General features: G+C 39.8%; 13 protein-coding genes, 1 riboswitch and 2 other annotated features. Of the genes, 10 read left to right on the top strand and 3 right to left on the bottom strand.

Translation table 11 applies throughout. The features are described from left to right. Nucleotides 1-632: 632 nt before the first annotated feature. Together HWQ49_RS10275 and HWQ49_RS10270 are read right to left on the bottom strand one after the other, a co-directional pair. A complete protein-coding gene (locus HWQ49_RS10275; protein WP_188207527.1) occupies nucleotides 633-2,066 on the bottom strand; it encodes an aldehyde dehydrogenase family protein in 1,434 nt (477 codons plus the stop codon). 69 nt (nucleotides 2,067-2,135) lie between these two features. Continuing rightward, complete coding sequence (locus HWQ49_RS10270) at nucleotides 2,136-2,783, bottom strand: HD domain-containing protein (RefSeq protein WP_188207526.1); 648 nt, start codon at nucleotides 2,781-2,783, stop codon at nucleotides 2,136-2,138. An 81-nt stretch (nucleotides 2,784-2,864) separates the two neighbouring features. Then, a riboswitch (TPP riboswitch) is annotated at nucleotides 2,865-2,967 on the top strand. A gap of 83 nt (nucleotides 2,968-3,050) precedes the next feature. Here HWQ49_RS10270 and HWQ49_RS10265 point away from each other — a divergent pair. From HWQ49_RS10265 to HWQ49_RS10250, 4 genes are read left to right on the top strand one after another with little or no spacing between them, the layout of a single operon-like run. Next, nucleotides 3,051-3,638 (top strand): Ykof family thiamine-binding protein, encoded by a 588-nt coding sequence (locus tag HWQ49_RS10265; protein WP_188207525.1) that lies wholly within the window; start codon nucleotides 3,051-3,053, stop codon nucleotides 3,636-3,638. 13 nt (nucleotides 3,639-3,651) lie between these two features. Beyond that, nucleotides 3,652-4,260 carry an ECF transporter S component gene (locus HWQ49_RS10260; RefSeq protein ID WP_188207524.1) on the top strand — a complete coding sequence of 203 codons (609 nt, stop codon included), beginning with the start codon at nucleotides 3,652-3,654 and terminating at the stop codon, nucleotides 4,258-4,260. Further along, nucleotides 4,244-5,848, top strand: coding sequence for an ABC transporter ATP-binding protein (locus HWQ49_RS10255; protein WP_188207571.1), 1,605 nt, complete (start codon nucleotides 4,244-4,246; stop codon nucleotides 5,846-5,848). The genes HWQ49_RS10260 and HWQ49_RS10255 overlap by 17 nt, the downstream gene beginning before the upstream one ends. After that, a complete protein-coding gene (locus HWQ49_RS10250; protein WP_188207523.1) occupies nucleotides 5,832-6,614 on the top strand; it encodes an energy-coupling factor transporter transmembrane component T family protein in 783 nt (260 codons plus the stop codon). The genes HWQ49_RS10255 and HWQ49_RS10250 overlap by 17 nt, the downstream gene beginning before the upstream one ends. A 35-nt stretch (nucleotides 6,615-6,649) precedes the next feature. On the opposite strand, the gene HWQ49_RS10245 is transcribed toward HWQ49_RS10250, so the two are convergent. Then, nucleotides 6,650-8,407: a glycerophosphoryl diester phosphodiesterase membrane domain-containing protein gene (locus tag HWQ49_RS10245; RefSeq protein ID WP_188207522.1), complete on the bottom strand. Its 1,758-nt coding sequence runs from the start codon at nucleotides 8,405-8,407 to the stop codon at nucleotides 6,650-6,652. 264 nt (nucleotides 8,408-8,671) lie between these two features. Further along, nucleotides 8,672-8,925 (top strand) — a binding site (T-box leader). 258 nt (nucleotides 8,926-9,183) lie between these two features. Next, nucleotides 9,184-9,469: a binding site (T-box leader), on the top strand. A gap of 58 nt (nucleotides 9,470-9,527) precedes the next feature. Here HWQ49_RS10245 and trpE point away from each other — a divergent pair. Genes trpE through trpB form a run of 6 tightly spaced genes read left to right on the top strand, consistent with a single transcriptional unit; the run spans nucleotide 9,528 to nucleotide 15,148 of the window. Further along, nucleotides 9,528-10,904, top strand: a complete 1,377-nt coding sequence (gene trpE, locus HWQ49_RS10240; RefSeq protein WP_223155122.1) for an anthranilate synthase component I — start codon at nucleotides 9,528-9,530, stop codon at nucleotides 10,902-10,904. Then, a complete protein-coding gene (locus tag HWQ49_RS10235; protein ID WP_188207520.1) occupies nucleotides 10,905-11,516 on the top strand; it encodes an anthranilate synthase component II in 612 nt (203 codons plus the stop codon). It begins immediately after the preceding gene. After that, nucleotides 11,488-12,519, top strand: a complete 1,032-nt coding sequence (trpD, locus tag HWQ49_RS10230; RefSeq protein WP_188207519.1) for an anthranilate phosphoribosyltransferase — start codon at nucleotides 11,488-11,490, stop codon at nucleotides 12,517-12,519. Before HWQ49_RS10235 ends, trpD begins: the two co-directional genes overlap by 29 nt. Continuing rightward, the gene (gene trpC, locus HWQ49_RS10225) at nucleotides 12,516-13,295 is read left to right on the top strand and encodes an indole-3-glycerol phosphate synthase TrpC (protein WP_188207518.1); all 780 of its coding nucleotides are present in this window, start codon (nucleotides 12,516-12,518) and stop codon (nucleotides 13,293-13,295) included. Before trpD ends, trpC begins: the two co-directional genes overlap by 4 nt. Before the next feature lie 48 nt (nucleotides 13,296-13,343). Continuing rightward, entirely contained in the window at nucleotides 13,344-13,982 is a 639-nt protein-coding gene (locus HWQ49_RS10220) for a phosphoribosylanthranilate isomerase (protein ID WP_188207517.1), read from the top strand. Further along, entirely contained in the window at nucleotides 13,958-15,148 is a 1,191-nt protein-coding gene (gene trpB, locus HWQ49_RS10215) for a tryptophan synthase subunit beta (RefSeq protein ID WP_188207516.1), read from the top strand. Before HWQ49_RS10220 ends, trpB begins: the two co-directional genes overlap by 25 nt. The last annotated feature ends 3 nt before the right edge of the window (nucleotides 15,149-15,151 follow it).

Raw genomic sequence — 15,151 nt, 5'->3', positions numbered from 1 at the left:
TTACTGTGTGTGTCAAAGTAATATGTTATAAAAGTTAATTTGATTGTTCATAAAATAGTCCGGGTTGCTCTGATGGAATGTTTGGTGCTTAATGAGGCAGTGAATTCATCCTTCTTTTCCTGTGTAGCTAGAGTGAGGGGGATATTACCTTGTAAAGGTGCTTGAGATATGATCCGGGAATAGAAACCCACTCTCTTTGACCAGTGACAACTCGTTCAACCTCATCCCGGGAATAGAGACCCATCCTCTTTGACCAGTGGCAACTCGTTCAACCTCACCCCGGGAATAGAGACTCACTCTCTTTGACCGGTGACAACTCGTTCAACCTCATCCCGGGAATAGAGACCCACTCTCTTTGACCGGTGACAACTCGTTCAACCTCATCCCGGGAATAGAAACCCACTCTCTTTGACCAGTGACAACTCGTTCAACCTCATCCCGGGAATAGAGACCCACTCTCTTTGACCGGTGACAACTCGTTCAACCTCACTCCGGGAATAGAGACCCATCCTCTTTGACCGGTGACAACTCGTTCAACCTCACTCCGGGAATAGAGACTCATCCTGATATAAAAAACTACCCCAAAAGCCAGTCTAACCCCTGACTCTTAGGGTAGTTCCTTCAATATACAATTAAAATGAATAATTAAGGCTAATCATTTTACGGTTAACCATTTCCTGAATCGCATACTTCACGCCTTCGTAACCATATCCAGAGTTCTTGCGACCACCGTACGGCATATGATCAAAACGAAGGGTCGGTAGGTCATTAATTAAGACTTGTCCGACATTTAACTTGTGTCCGAATTGCAGTGCTTGTTTCATGTCGTTAGTAAAGATTCCCGCATTGAGTCCATATTGACTGTGGTTCATCGATTCAAGTGCTTCTTCACCATCTTGGACAGTATTTACAATAACGACAGGTCCAAATGCTTCTTCCTTATAAATCTTAGCCTCAGGTGAAACATTTACTAAAACAGTCGGCTCAAGTCCACCTTCGTATGACTTACCACCTGTAACCACACTGGCTCCTAACTCTTTAGCTTCTGCAATCCATTCAAGTAACCGATTTTGTGAGGTTTCATCAATTAAGTTTGAAATATCAGTTGTGGAATCTAATGGGTTTCCATAAATGAGCTCTTTTGTCTTCTTTTTGAATAGCTGGATAAATGGATCGGCAATCTTTTGATGAACATAAATTCGTTGAGTACTGATACAAACCTGTCCGTTATAGGAAAAGGAACCAGTGACAGCTTGCTGTGCTATATCCTCTAATCGCTGTTCCTGGCTGTGGTCAATATACAGTGCCGAGTTATTACCTAATTCTAAGGTGACCTTTTTTAAACCGGCTTGTGATTTGATGGTTCGGCCTACTTCTGGACTGCCAGTAAATGTGACCTTTTTAATTTGCTCACTATCTAACAATACTTTCCCTAACCTTGGGCCATCTCCGGTAATCACAATCAATGCTAGTTCAGGTAGGCCCGCTTCTATTAAGGCCTCCCTTAATAAGATTGAGGACAATGGTGTTTTTTCGGCTGGTTTAACAATGATGGTATTACCAGCTGCAATCGCAGGTCCGACCTTATGAACAACAAGATTTAACGGAAAATTAAAAGGCGTGATTGCTCCTACGACACCAATTGGTTCAAAGATAGTATAAGCATCGCGCCCGGCTCCATTTGGTGCTGCATCTAACGGAATGGATTCCCCTTCAAGTTTTCGAGCTTCAATAGCGGAAAATTTCAATGTTTCAACCGTACGATCCACCTCACCTAGGGCATATTTGAGTGGTTTCCCCGCTTCTTTGGCGATCGTCTCAGCAAAAAATTCTTTATAGTGGTGAACGACTTCACTAGCACGATCTAATATTTGTGAACGCTCATGTGCGGTCATTCGCCTTAACGTTTCGAAAGCCTGGTTAGCTTGATTAATAGCTTGTTTCATCTGTTCATCCGAGCATTCGGATATTCGTTCAATTTCTTCTTTCGTATGTGGATTGATTAATGGGTATGACCCGTCAGCAGACTCGGTCAACTGTTCGAGATAACTTTGATAATTTAACATCTAGGTCACTCCTTTTCTTATCTATTACTATTTTCTCATACACAGGTTGAATTAACCTAACCATACAGTTTACCTTCTACCATCCCATTCTGCATAAAACTGCTCCAAGAAATCCTGCATAAATCGATGACGTTCTTTTGCTAACTCTTTCCCTGTTGAGGTATTCATTAAGTCTTTTAATTTCAAAAGCTTTTCATAAAAATGATTAACGGCTGTTCCATTTCTTTTTCGGTATTCTTCTTCTGTCATCTGTTCTTTTGGCTTTTCCTCTGGATCGTGCATTAAATGCCCCTTTGATCCACCAAAGGTAAAACACCTAGCAATACCGATGGCTCCGATAGCATCAAGACGATCGGCATCTTGAACAACTTGTGCCTCGATGCTTGTTAACTCTTTACCGTGTCCACCTTTAAAAGAAATGGTTTGAATGATTTCTATGATCTCGCCTTGTTGGTCTAAAGGAATTTCTTGTTTAGTTAACCACTCACGTACCGTTGCTAACCCTTTTTCTTCACTTCCGGCTACCTTTTCGTCAGCTAGGTCATGTAATAGAGCTGCCATAGTACAAATAAACTGGTCTGCGCCTTCTTCTTGCGCAATAGTTTTAGTCATTTCAGTTACGCGATAAATATGCCACCAGTCATGACCACTACCTTCACCTGATAGCTCTTGTCTGACGAATGTAATTGTTAATTCTATGACTTTTTCCTTATTCATTGAAAAAACCCTTTCATAATCATTTACAAAGCTCATATGATTTATTATGCTTTAAGTATAACAAAACTGCATAACCGTCTAAATACGCACTAGGGGAGCTACTTTAAGTGGCTGAGAAGGCTAAGCCTGACCCTTACTACCCGATCTGGATAATACTAGCGTGGGGAAGTGCAGTGAAGCTGTATGTCTTTAAAGTTTACTTTTAACGTACTTGCCAAACTGCATTCCCACGGGAGTGCAGTTTTTTATTTTAAGGAGGAATTATTTATGACAAACCATTGTGGAACAAGTAGAATCGCAGGGTGCCAATTCACCCTTTACCCAATGAGTGACAACTTTGTCGACATTATTTTAACGGCATTAGATGAGGTGGATAGCTCAAAGGTATGGAAGGACACAGATGATGTTAGTACATGTATTCGAGGGAAAATGGTTCACGTATTTGATGTGACCAAAGCGATCTTTCTACATGCTGCTAAAACAGGTGAACACGTAGCGATGAGTGGGACTTTTTCAATCGGCTGTCCTGGAGATAATGAAGCGGATGTTTATATGGCTGAAACTGATGAACCAGTTAATCTAGCAAACTCTCAGTCTATTGAACAACAAGCGGGTTGTAAATTCGCCTTATATCCTATGGGGCGTGAGGATTATATGGACAAAATATATGAACAGATCGACCTCTCTAAAGCACGTGGAGTTGAAGTGAGTGCTGCTCACTATGCGACACGCCTAGATGGTGATGTAAAAGATATTTTCCATGCACTTGAAGAATCATTTGATAAAGTACAAGAAGCAGTATCTCATGTAACGATGACTTTTACGATTTCAGCAAATAGTCCATCAAATAAATAACTTGGAGGTTATTATGACTAATCAATGGAAGCTTAAAGAGATTGTGTTAATGTCCGTTTTAGGCGTTGTCTTTGCGGTCATTTATTTAATGTTTTTCTTCTTCGGCCAAGGGCTTCGCAACTTTCTAATGCCCTTTGGTCTAGGAGAATTTGGTTATGAAATTATATTTGGCATTTGGTTTATTGTATCGATCATTGCTGCTTATATTATTCGAAAACCTGGTGTTGCGTTTACTTCAGAATTAATTGCTGGAGTTGTACAAGTACTATTAGGAAGCCCAGCTGGCCCTATGTTAATACTAACAGCAGCGATTCAAGGAGCTGGTGCTGAATTTGCCTTTGCCATTACAAAATGGCGTGACTACCGCTTACGTGTTCTTATTGCAGCAGGTGTATTCGCAGCGGTCTTTAGTTTCGCATGGCACTTGTATTCATCAGGGAATATTGCACTAGCTACTTGGCTTATTATCGCCACATTTGCCGTACGTATAGTTAGTGGAGCGCTTTTAGCTGGTGTACTTGGTAAATGGATTAGTGACCAATTGGCTAAAACTGGTGTTCTTCGTGGTTATGCACTCGGAAAGGAGCAACAAGAACAACGTGAACATGATCAAGCAGTGTAACTCTTCGAAACTTGAACCACTTATACGAGTTGAGAATCTATCTTTCGATTATGACAATTTAAAAAATCCACTTATCTCTGATATTAGTTTTTCAATCGACCATGGTGAAACGGTGTTACTTATGGGAGGTAGTGGGTCTGGTAAAAGTACGATTTCCCTATGCTTAAACGGATTATATCCTGATGCTGTTGAAGGGTTCTCATCAGGAGAAATCTATTTTAAAGGTAAACAGACCACTGAATTTAATAAAGGTGAACTTAACCAACAAATTGGGGTAGTTTTTCAAGATCCTGAAAGCCAATTTTGTATGATCACGGTTGAAGATGAACTTGCTTTTACGTTAGAAAACTTAAAAACACCACGTGAGGAAATTGGGTTACGTATCACTAAAGTTCTTGAAGAGGTAGGTTTAAGTGACTATCGAAATCACAAAATCCATGAACTTTCAGGTGGACAAAAGCAGAAGGTTGCCCTTGCATCAGCTTTAATACAGCAACCTTCGTTACTCATACTGGATGAACCGACTGCCAATCTTGACCCTGTCTCTAGTATAGAGTTTATCACCTTGATTAGACGATTGAAGGAACAACATCATATCGCCGTTTTAATCATTGAACACCAGGCCGACGACTGGTTGGCCCTAATTAATAGAGTACTAGTATTAGGAAAAAATGGCGATATCATAGCTAACGGGACTTCAGAACAGGTGTTTAACGATCAACGGGAGCGACTTATCCAGGAGGGAATTTTTATACCGAAAGTTTTTATGAAGGCGAAAAAGTACATCACCAAGTCATGTGAAGAAATTTCATCATCAACTAAGCCGTGTCTAACTGTTAAAGACCTGACGTTCAAACGAAAAGGTGATGTCATCTTAAATAAGGTAAACCTTTCCTTATATGAAGGTGAGTTTGTTGCAATTACTGGTGAAAATGGGGCTGGCAAATCAACTTTACTTCAGTTGATGTCAGGCATTCTTAAGCCCAGTCAAGGCAAGATCGAATTCCTCGGCCAGAGTTTCACGAAATGGAAGGAACAACAGCTTAGAAAACAGATGGGATTTGTATTTCAAAATCCTGAGCATCAATTTATTACGGATACGGTGTTTGATGAGGTTGCGTTTGGAATGACTTTAAACAACTATGGTGAGGAGCTCACTAGTCAAAGAACAAATGACTTACTTAAGCACTTTCAATTAAGTGAACTCAAATGGAGGAACCCTTTTTCATTAAGTGGGGGCCAGAAAAGACGACTAAGTGTTGCTACCATGTTGGATGAAACACCTGATCTATTACTATTTGATGAACCGACATTTGGGCAAGATGCTCAAACCACTGAGGAGCTGATGTTCTTTATTAAACATCTACAAGAACAAGGCACTACGATCGTGTTTGTCACCCATGATATGGATTTGGTCGATACTTATTGTGAAAGAGTGTTTGTCTTAAATAATCAAAAAATAAAATTTGAAGGCTCCCCTAGTGAGTTATGGGAACAAACCCAAACACTTAAGGAAGCTAGATTACGACTACCTTATAGAATTCGCCATCAGAAAAAGGCGGGTGAACCATATGATTTCGTCTATTAATCCTAGTGTGAAAGCTGGTGCGATCTTAATCCCTGGTGTTTTACTGGGATTAATGTTCGATATCTTCACACCACTGATCTATTTAATATTTATTATTATTGTCACGTTTGCTTTTAGCCATATATCGATTAAAAAGTGGCTTCTCATTTTTTCTCCTTTCGTATTACTGGCATTAGGTTTTGCTTGGATGAGAATGTTATATACGAGTGAAGCTTTTGACAGTGGTCCGGTACTGATTCAATTTTGGCATATTGAAATAACTAAAGGGGCGATGGAAGTTGCAGCAAGCTTAGCCTTGCGTTCATTATGTTTTGTTGCATTATCACTATTATTTGTCTTAACAACCGATTCGACGAAGTTCATGTTAAGTCTTATGCAGCAATGTAAACTTTCACCAAAACTAACTTATGGGGTATTAGCAGGCTATCGTTTCTTACCAACTTTTAAACATGAACTAGATGTTCTTCGCCAAGCGCATCGGATTAGAGGTGTTGGTCGTGCGAAAGGGATTCGTGGGCGTATTCAACAATTTCGCCGATATTCGATCCCATTATTGGCTAATGCCATTAGAAAAGCTGAGCGTGTAGCCATTGCCATGGAATCAAAAGGGTTTACCGGGGAACGAGAACGAACACATTATCATGAAATGAAAGTCACTAAACGCGATTGGTACTTTTTCGGTACGCTAGTGGGTACCTTCTTCCTTGTTGTCTTTCTTTCCTACTCCCTTGGTTTTTTAAACATTTTCGGTAAAGATATTAATTGAGGCTGAGACAATTAATCATGTCTCAGCCTCGATATTTACTCACTAACTTCAAGCATTTGTAGGAATCGTTCCGGATTCTTGGTTATAATTCCATTTATATCGTACTGTAAAACTTGATTCGCTGTTCGGTTACTCACTGCCCAAACCCAAACTTCACGATCTAGCTCACGGGCTTCACTAACAAAGTCACTAGATAACATGGTTTGGTGAATCGTGTAAAAATCGACATCTAAATTAGAGACATTCCCGACAGCGGTAAACATCAGTTGCCCAACTTGGACCTCATCATTGATCCGGCGTATTTCTTGTAACATCTCATACTCAAACGCCATCGCATAAACATTCTCTTCCATTTCATATTCTTCTATTAAACGAGCTACTTCTCGTGCTAGCTCCTCTACTGTTCCATCAGGTTTAAGATCCAAAAACAAATTAATTTCAGCTTCTTTAGCTAAAGCTAGGGCATCTTCTAGTTTTGGAATTTTCTCACCTGCAAATTCTTCCGAAAAGGCCGAACCAATCTCTAATTCTTGTAACTCATCATATGTTAGATCCTTAACTCGATCCGGTACCCCTGCCATTCTTAGTAGATTTAAATCATGGTTCAAAACAGCAACACCATCTTTAGTAATTTGAACATCCACCTCTACATGTCCTACCCCCATCTCAATAGCCGACTCTACAGCACTCAATGAATTCTCTGGGGCATTGGCAGAGTCGCCACGGTGAGCGGCAATGTCTACATTCCACTTTAAATAAACTAGATTTTCATTCACATTATGGTTTAAAGCAAACATTCCTGTTACGTAAGCCACCAAAATACCGATCAAAAGGTAACGTCTTTTATGGAAAAACTGGTTAACTCTCTTCTCCCCTCTACCTAATCGCTTACTTTTAACGACAGCTAAAGTATCTTCAATGTCATCTTGTTTTCGAGCTTTAAACTGATAAAATAATCGTGTCAAAATAATCATATTTATAGGTATTAAAAGTAATGTAAATGCTAAAGCAATAAAACTTGAGAACGTGACTAAATAATAGTCAATTAGATCACCAATAACCCCGGTTATTACTGACGGAATTAAAGAAATCAAATAAATAATAGTAGCACTTAATAAAAACATAAGAACGTTTAGACCGACTAAACTCAATAAGATGGTCATTTTATTTCTTTTAGTCAAGATCAAGCTTTCCTTGATCGCTTTCCTAATCGATTTCCGTTCGATGATAATAAAATGAATCGTAAAAACTAATCTTATTAATACATAAATTGCTAAAATAATAATCGCCAAATAGACTGTTATCAAAAACATTGATAAGTTCTCAGAAACAAAAATTGGTACATTAAAATCAAATATAAATGAAGTCAAAGGTGAATTAAAAAATGGCTGTATGATTAAGTATAAAATCATGAAGGGAATCAAACTGAATCCAATCAGCTTTGGTGTTTTGGTTAATGTTGTTAAAATCGCATCAGATATGAGTATATCTTTGCCAAAATATTTCTGTTGCGCAATACTAATAATGACACCTAACTGTATAAACAGGATAATGATCGCCACAAGTCCAATAGCAAACAAGCTGGCTAAACCAACATAGCTTAAGGCAATATTGTAAACCTCATAGTTGACGATAGCAGGTGTACCTAATACTAATAATAACCGGTTAAAAATAAACGATGAAATCGGAACAAATAAAATACTAGTTAACATCATGAAGATCAAAGCAAAAGTCAGATGTTTTTTATAAGTTAATTTAAAATCATTAAAGCTATTTTTTAATAATAGAAACATAGAATCCCCCGTTGTTAAACACATACTTATAACTTTAAACAGTTTGTAAATGTTAAACTACCATATATTAATACCCTAATTCAAAACAAAATAAATATTATCCAAAAAAAAATTAAAATCTATATTTTTAAAAGTTAAAAACGTTATCGTCCTCGGGAATCATACACTTTCTAGTCAATGTTATTTTTCTTTTTGAAAAAAATAATCATCCTCCCCTTGACAGGACATACCATAGTATCATAAGATGTTAAACAAATCTTAAAACGGTCGGCTTTGATGAAGAGGAGTAATTCAGTCGAACACTTCAGAGAGCTAGTGGTTTCTGTGAACTAGTGTGGACGATTGAACGAATGGACTTCTGAGCCTCCAACCGAACGTAACTCACAGTTATTATTAAGGTTGGCGAACGTCTCATCGTTACAAGAGACGCGTATTACAGCCTAAGGGCTTCGATACGTACTGAGTGGACTGCTAGATGCAGTCAATCAAGGTGGCACCACGGGTTTCCCGTCCTTATTTTAAGGATGGGAAACCCTTTTTTTATTGGATTGGATTATCGTTTGATCAGTGGGAGTAGAGATACACAGATTGACGGTGTACTTTTACGGATTAAGAAGCCTTTCTCACGGATAGAGATCCTATTTTCACTGATTAGAGATTCATTCTCACGGATTGAGGAGCCCTTTTCACGGATTGACGACTCATTTCCACGTATATTGGAGCACCCATTCTACGTCGGACTCAATCCTAACCGGCCGATTTTAAAAAATAAAAATGATAAATCGTTGAGTAAGAGGAGTAGGCTGTGTGGAGTCTTTACAGAGAACTAGCGATGCTGAGAAGCTAGTATGATACACATGGTTGAATGGACTTACGAGAGGTTGCTTGAAAATATTAGTATGGCAACTCGGCTTCCACCGTTAACAGGATAGGGTATCGGAAATACATGAAGTTCTTCCCCTTTTTTCAAAAATGTTGTTCCCTGTACCCGAACATAGAGTGGAAAAGCTTAACTTAAATGCTTTTCAATAGAGGTGGTACCGCGAGTAAGTCGTCCTCTGTATACACATTTTTTGTGTATGCAGGGGATTTTTTTATTTCAAAATTGGGAGGTTTAGTTATGATTCATTATCGTTATGAAACGATTGAAGGCGATCACCACACACCTATATCGATATTTTTGCAGCTTCAAGGTGAAAACAAATTCTTACTCGAAAGCTCATTAAAACATGAGGATTCTGGACGTTATTCACTGGTAGGTGTGGACCCTTATTATGAGCTAATAGCATACAACGACGACATTTTGCTAAACGATCTTGTTCAACAAACATCAATAAGAAAAAAACAAAACCCAATAGATGCATTAAAACCATTAATGAATGAGGAGTTAGATCTGCCATTCGAAATTCCATTTCCATCTGGAGGTGTTGGCTATATAGCTTATGATGTTGCTAAGCAATTTGAAGTGATTGGTCAAGATCATCCAGATGAACTCAACATGCCAGATGTTCACATGATGTTTTACGAAAAGGTCATAGTTTACGATCACTTATTACAGCAAGTTCACTGTATTGTTTTCGACCGTTGGATTACTGGTGAGTCAGGAGACCATGAACTTGAACTTCGAAAACTTGTCAACCAAATCGAAACAGGAACTTTTACTGAAACAACGACATTCAAACTTAAGCAATTTCAATCCAATCTGACACAGTCCGATTATGAACAAATGGTCATTAAAGCTAAACAACATATACAAGAGGGAGATATCTTTCAAGCTGTTTTATCCCAGCGTTTAACAGCTGATTACGAAGGTGACCCTTTTGTTTACTACAGAAAGTTAAGAAAAAGTAACCCATCACCTTATATGTTTTATATTGGTTTTAAGGATTACACGATTCTAGGTACATCACCGGAAAGCTTAGTTAAGGTTCAAGACCGACAAGTAACCACTAATCCAATTGCCGGGACTCGAAAACGAGGTGCTTGTGCCTCAGAGGATCAACGTTTAGCTGAGGAGTTATTAGCAGACGAAAAAGAAATTGCTGAACACCAAATGTTAGTTGATCTTGGCCGAAATGATATCGGTCGCGTGGCAGAGCCGGGGTCGATTTCACTCAGTAAGTACATGGTGATCGAGCGCTATCGTTATGTCATGCATATTGTTTCAGAAGTAACTGGTGAGTTAGATCATGACACCCCTTCTCTAGAGGCATTAAAAGCTTGCCTCCCTGCTGGCACAGTAAGTGGGGCTCCGAAAATAAGAGCGATGCAAATCATCAATGAATTAGAACCGTCAAAACGAGGGGCCTATTCAGGGGCAGTTGGCTACTTATCGATTAATGGCAATCTAGACTTTGCCTTAGCGATTCGAACCATGATCTTAAAAGATGCTAAAGCACATGTGCAGGCTGGAGCTGGAGTTGTCTATGATTCTGATCCCATGAGTGAATATGAAGAAACATTAAATAAAGCCAAGGCTTTAATGGAGGTGATCTAAGTGATTTTGCTGATTGATAACTACGATTCGTTTACTTACAACCTTTATCAATACTTAGCTGAACTTGGTGTACACGTCATCATCAAACGTAATGATGAAATATCGATTGAAGATATCGAAAAGATGAATCCTAAAGCGGTCATTATTTCGCCAGGGCCTGGAAAGCCAGAAGATGCTGGTTTAACAGTGGCGATCATCAAACAATTTTACTCAAAGATCCCGATTTTAGGCATTTGCCTTGGTCACCAAGCAATCGGCGTAGCCTTTGGCGCTAAGATTAAGCAAGCACAACATATTCGTCACGGCAAGAAATCACTCATTCGTCATAAAGGTGGAGGGATATTTCAGTATTTATCTCAACCTTTAGAAGTGATGCGATACCATTCTTTAGTTATTGATGAAATGACCTTACCACCCTACTTTGAGCGATTAGCCACAGCAATGGATGATGGTGAGTTAATGGCGATTAAACATTATCACTACCCTGTATATGGATTGCAGTTTCATCCTGAATCGATTGGAACTGTTGATGGAAAGACGATTTTAAATCAATTTTTAAAAGAATTTCGAAAGGAGAATGAACATGAAACAGCTTCTTCAAAAATTAGTTGACGGAAACAAATTAACACAAGATGAAATGACGGTAGTGGCACGTGGTTTATTTAACGAGGACATTTCCGACAGTGAAGTCGCTTCTGTTTTGACAGCATTAAAGGTTCGTGGTGAGTCTGTCGAAGAAATCACCGCTATTGTCGAGGTCCTACGGGAAAAAGCGATGCCCATCCAAAAACAAATACATGGCGTGATGGATAACTGTGGAACCGGTGGCGACGGAGCCAAAAGCTTTAACATTAGTACAACATCCGCTTTTGTATTAGCTGGGGCCGGTGCAAAAATTGCTAAACATGGAAACCGCAGTGTGTCGAGTAAAACCGGTAGTGCAGATGTGTTAGAAGAACTCGGTGTAGCACTCGATTTTTCTAGTGATGAGGTAGAGGAACTGCTTGAAACGAATGGAATTGCTTTTTTGTTCGCCCCTCATGTTCATCACCAATTAAAACGTATTATGAAGGTGCGTAAGGAATTAGCCGTACCAACTATTTTTAATTTAATCGGTCCACTTACCAACCCGGTACAGCTTGATACACAATTTTTAGGTGTCTACAGGCGTGATATGTTAATGAAAATGGCGGCTGTACTTCAGAAGTTAGGTCGTAAAAGGGCGATCACCATTAACGGGGCTGGTCATATGGATGAAGCTTCTTTAGCTGGTGAGAATCACTTAGTCCTTCTTGAAGGCGGCGAGTTCATTCCATTCACTTTAAGTCCTGGGGATGTCGGGTTAAATACCTATACGAATGAGGAGATCAAAGGTGGAGATGCAAAAGAAAATGCCAAGATCCTCCTAGATGTCTTAAACGGTAAGCCTGGCGCTTATTTAGATACAACATTATTTAATGCAGGGATTGGACTGTTTTCAGCAGGGATTGCGACTACCATACAAGATGGAGTTAATCAGGCTAGAGAAAGCATTGAATCAGGGCGTGCATTAGAGAAATTAAATTATTTAATTGAATTCAGCGACATTCATCGAAAGAAGGCGATGTCATCATGACGGAAACGATTTTAGATCGAATTTTACAAAAGAAACGTGATGAAGTTGAACAGATGAAAAAAGATGCTTGCGTGACGGATAATAGTATTAACAAAAAGGCCCCATCACTACATCAAACTCTATTAACGACAGAACACCTGTCAGTCATTGCTGAGATCAAACGCGCTTCACCTTCTAAAGGTGATATAAACGTAGGGATGGAACCTAATGAACAAGGAGCATTATATGAGTCAAGTGGGGCGAGTGCTATTTCCGTATTAACCGACACGCCATTTTTCAAAGGTACCATAGATGATTTACGGGATGTTCGTGCAGAAGTGAGTATTCCCATCCTCTGTAAGGACTTTGTCATTGATGAAGTCCAAATTGACCGAGCGAAGCAAGCCGGGGCGAACATTATATTGCTAATCGCCGCTGCCTTGCCAGTACAACGATTGAAAGATTTATACCGGTATGCAGTTGATTTAAATCTAGAAGTTTTATTCGAGGTACACAACGAGGATGAGTTGGATGTTGCTTTTGATGTTGGGGCTAACATAATCGGCATTAACAATCGTGACCTAAAAACGTTCAATGTTGATTTATCGGTTACCGAACGGTTAGCTGCCAACATTACTGACCCTAACACGGCGATCATCAGTGAAAGCGGCATTAAACATCAGTCGGATGCCGACCGCGTCGCACGGGCAGGCGCACACGGTATTTTAGTTGGTGAAACGTTGATGCGAAGTAAGGACGTCAAGGGCGTTTTAAACCAATTGAAAGTTTCTCAATAAACGTACGTCATTTTTTCTGGAGTTAACTAACAAGGAGGCGCATTTAACATGACTTTAGTGAAAATTTGTGGCATTCAGGAGGTTAAGCACGCACAAATAGCAGCTCAAGGTGGGGCAGATGCAATCGGTTTTGTCTTTGCACCTAGCAAACGACAAATCTCAGTAAACAAAGCAGCCGAGATTGCTAAACAACTTCCATCCACCGTTAACAAAATCGGCGTGTTCGTTAACGCGTCCAAACAAGAGCTGGAAACGACGGCTCATGCGGTTGGACTTGATTTTGTTCAACTTCACGGGGATGAAACACCCGAGTTCTGTGAACAACTCGATCTACCTTATATAAAATCATTTCGTATCCAATCTGAAGAGGACCTTCAAGCATTGAATCAATATGATAGCGCGACATACTTCCTTTTAGACAGTGCTAGTGGACCTTACCGTGGTGGAAATGGGACTCAATTTGATTGGTCGATATTAGACAACAACGACTTTAACCATGAGAAGTTCATTCTTGCAGGTGGCCTCAACCCTGACAATGTTCAACAAGCTATTAAACAAACACAACCAATGATGGTTGATGTTTCAAGTGGTGTTGAAACAGATGGGCAAAAAGACGAAACGAAAATCAACCAATTTATTAACCTTGTAAAGGAGCGATCAACATGTCATACGCACAACCAGATTTAAATGGATTATTCGGGGATTACGGGGGACGCTTCATCCCTGAAACATTAATGGCAGCTGTCCAAGAGTTAGAGCAAGCATACGATCAAGCCATTCAAGATGAAGCATTTAATGATCGTTTAAAGCAATTACTCAAAGAATATATAGGAAGAGAAAATCCACTTTATTATGCCGAAAACCTAACCGTCGAAATGGGTGGAGCCAAAATATATTTAAAACGAGAAGATCTTAACCATACCGGAGCGCACAAAATTAACAATACGATCGGCCAGGCGCTACTAGCAGAACGAATGGGCAAGCGAAAAGTCGTTGCTGAAACCGGTGCGGGTCAACATGGTGTAGCTACAGCAACCGTCTGCGCTCTTCTTAACTTAGACTGCGTCATTTTTATGGGAGCTGAAGATATTAAAAGACAGAAACTTAACGTTTTCAGAATGGAATTATTAGGCGCAAAAGTGGAATCAGTCGAGCAAGGAAGTGCGACTTTAAAAGATGCGGTTAACGAGGCCTTAAGATATTGGGTGTCCAATGTTGAGGATACTCATTACATTATGGGATCTGTCCTCGGCCCTCACCCATTCCCAAAAATGGTCCGCGATTTTCAAAGTGTCATTGGTAAGGAAACCAAACAGCAAATCATCGAAAAAGAAGGCCAATTACCTGATGCTGTCGTTGCCTGTGTAGGTGGTGGCAGTAATGCGATGGGGATGTTTTACCCATTTGTCGAAAATAACGATGTCCAGCTCTATGGGGTAGAAGCAGCAGGTAGTGGTGTCGAAACTAATAAACACGCTGCAACTTTAACGAAAGGGTCAGTTGGAATTTTACATGGGTCGATGATGTATTTACTACAAGATGATCACGGACAGATTCAAGAAGCACATTCTATTTCAGCCGGTCTTGACTACCCTGGAGTCGGCCCAGAGCACAGTCACCTTAAAGATATCGAACGTGTCGAGTACCGTGCCGTTACAGATGATGAGGCACTTGAAGCCTTCCAACTATTATCACGCACAGAGGGGATTATTCCTGCACTCGAGAGTTCACACGCAGTTGCTGAGGCAATCAAACTCGCTAAGCAAATGTCACCAGATGAAACCGTGGTAATATGCTTATCCGGTCGTGGTGACAAGGACGTTGAAGCCGTTAAACAACATCTCGGCTATTAATCT

It is taken from the genome of Alkalibacillus aidingensis, from assembly GCF_014595945.1.
Lineage (GTDB): Bacteria > Bacillota > Bacilli > Bacillales > Alkalibacillaceae > Alkalibacillus > Alkalibacillus aidingensis.
This window is presented reverse-complemented; position numbering and strand designations above follow the sequence as displayed.

Excerpts from the sequence above, each read along its gene's own strand:
- HWQ49_RS10260 (WP_188207524.1), top strand. The coding sequence starts at position 3,652 with ATGACTAATCAATGGAAGCTTAAAGAGATTGTGTTAATGTCCGTTTTA.
- HWQ49_RS10220 (WP_188207517.1), top strand. The coding sequence starts at position 13,344 with ATGACTTTAGTGAAAATTTGTGGCATTCAGGAGGTTAAGCACGCACAA.
- trpE (WP_223155122.1), top strand. The coding sequence starts at position 9,528 with ATGATTCATTATCGTTATGAAACGATTGAAGGCGATCACCACACACCT.
- HWQ49_RS10250 (WP_188207523.1), top strand. The coding sequence starts at position 5,832 with ATGATTTCGTCTATTAATCCTAGTGTGAAAGCTGGTGCGATCTTAATC.
- HWQ49_RS10245 (WP_188207522.1), bottom strand. The coding sequence starts at position 8,407 with ATGTTTCTATTATTAAAAAATAGCTTTAATGATTTTAAATTAACTTAT.
- trpD (WP_188207519.1), top strand. The coding sequence starts at position 11,488 with ATGAAACAGCTTCTTCAAAAATTAGTTGACGGAAACAAATTAACACAA.
- HWQ49_RS10270 (WP_188207526.1), bottom strand. The coding sequence starts at position 2,783 with ATGAATAAGGAAAAAGTCATAGAATTAACAATTACATTCGTCAGACAA.
- HWQ49_RS10265 (WP_188207525.1), top strand. The coding sequence starts at position 3,051 with ATGACAAACCATTGTGGAACAAGTAGAATCGCAGGGTGCCAATTCACC.
- trpC (WP_188207518.1), top strand. The coding sequence starts at position 12,516 with ATGACGGAAACGATTTTAGATCGAATTTTACAAAAGAAACGTGATGAA.
- HWQ49_RS10255 (WP_188207571.1), top strand. The coding sequence starts at position 4,244 with ATGATCAAGCAGTGTAACTCTTCGAAACTTGAACCACTTATACGAGTT.
- trpB (WP_188207516.1), top strand. The coding sequence starts at position 13,958 with ATGTCATACGCACAACCAGATTTAAATGGATTATTCGGGGATTACGGG.
- HWQ49_RS10275 (WP_188207527.1), bottom strand. The coding sequence starts at position 2,066 with ATGTTAAATTATCAAAGTTATCTCGAACAGTTGACCGAGTCTGCTGAC.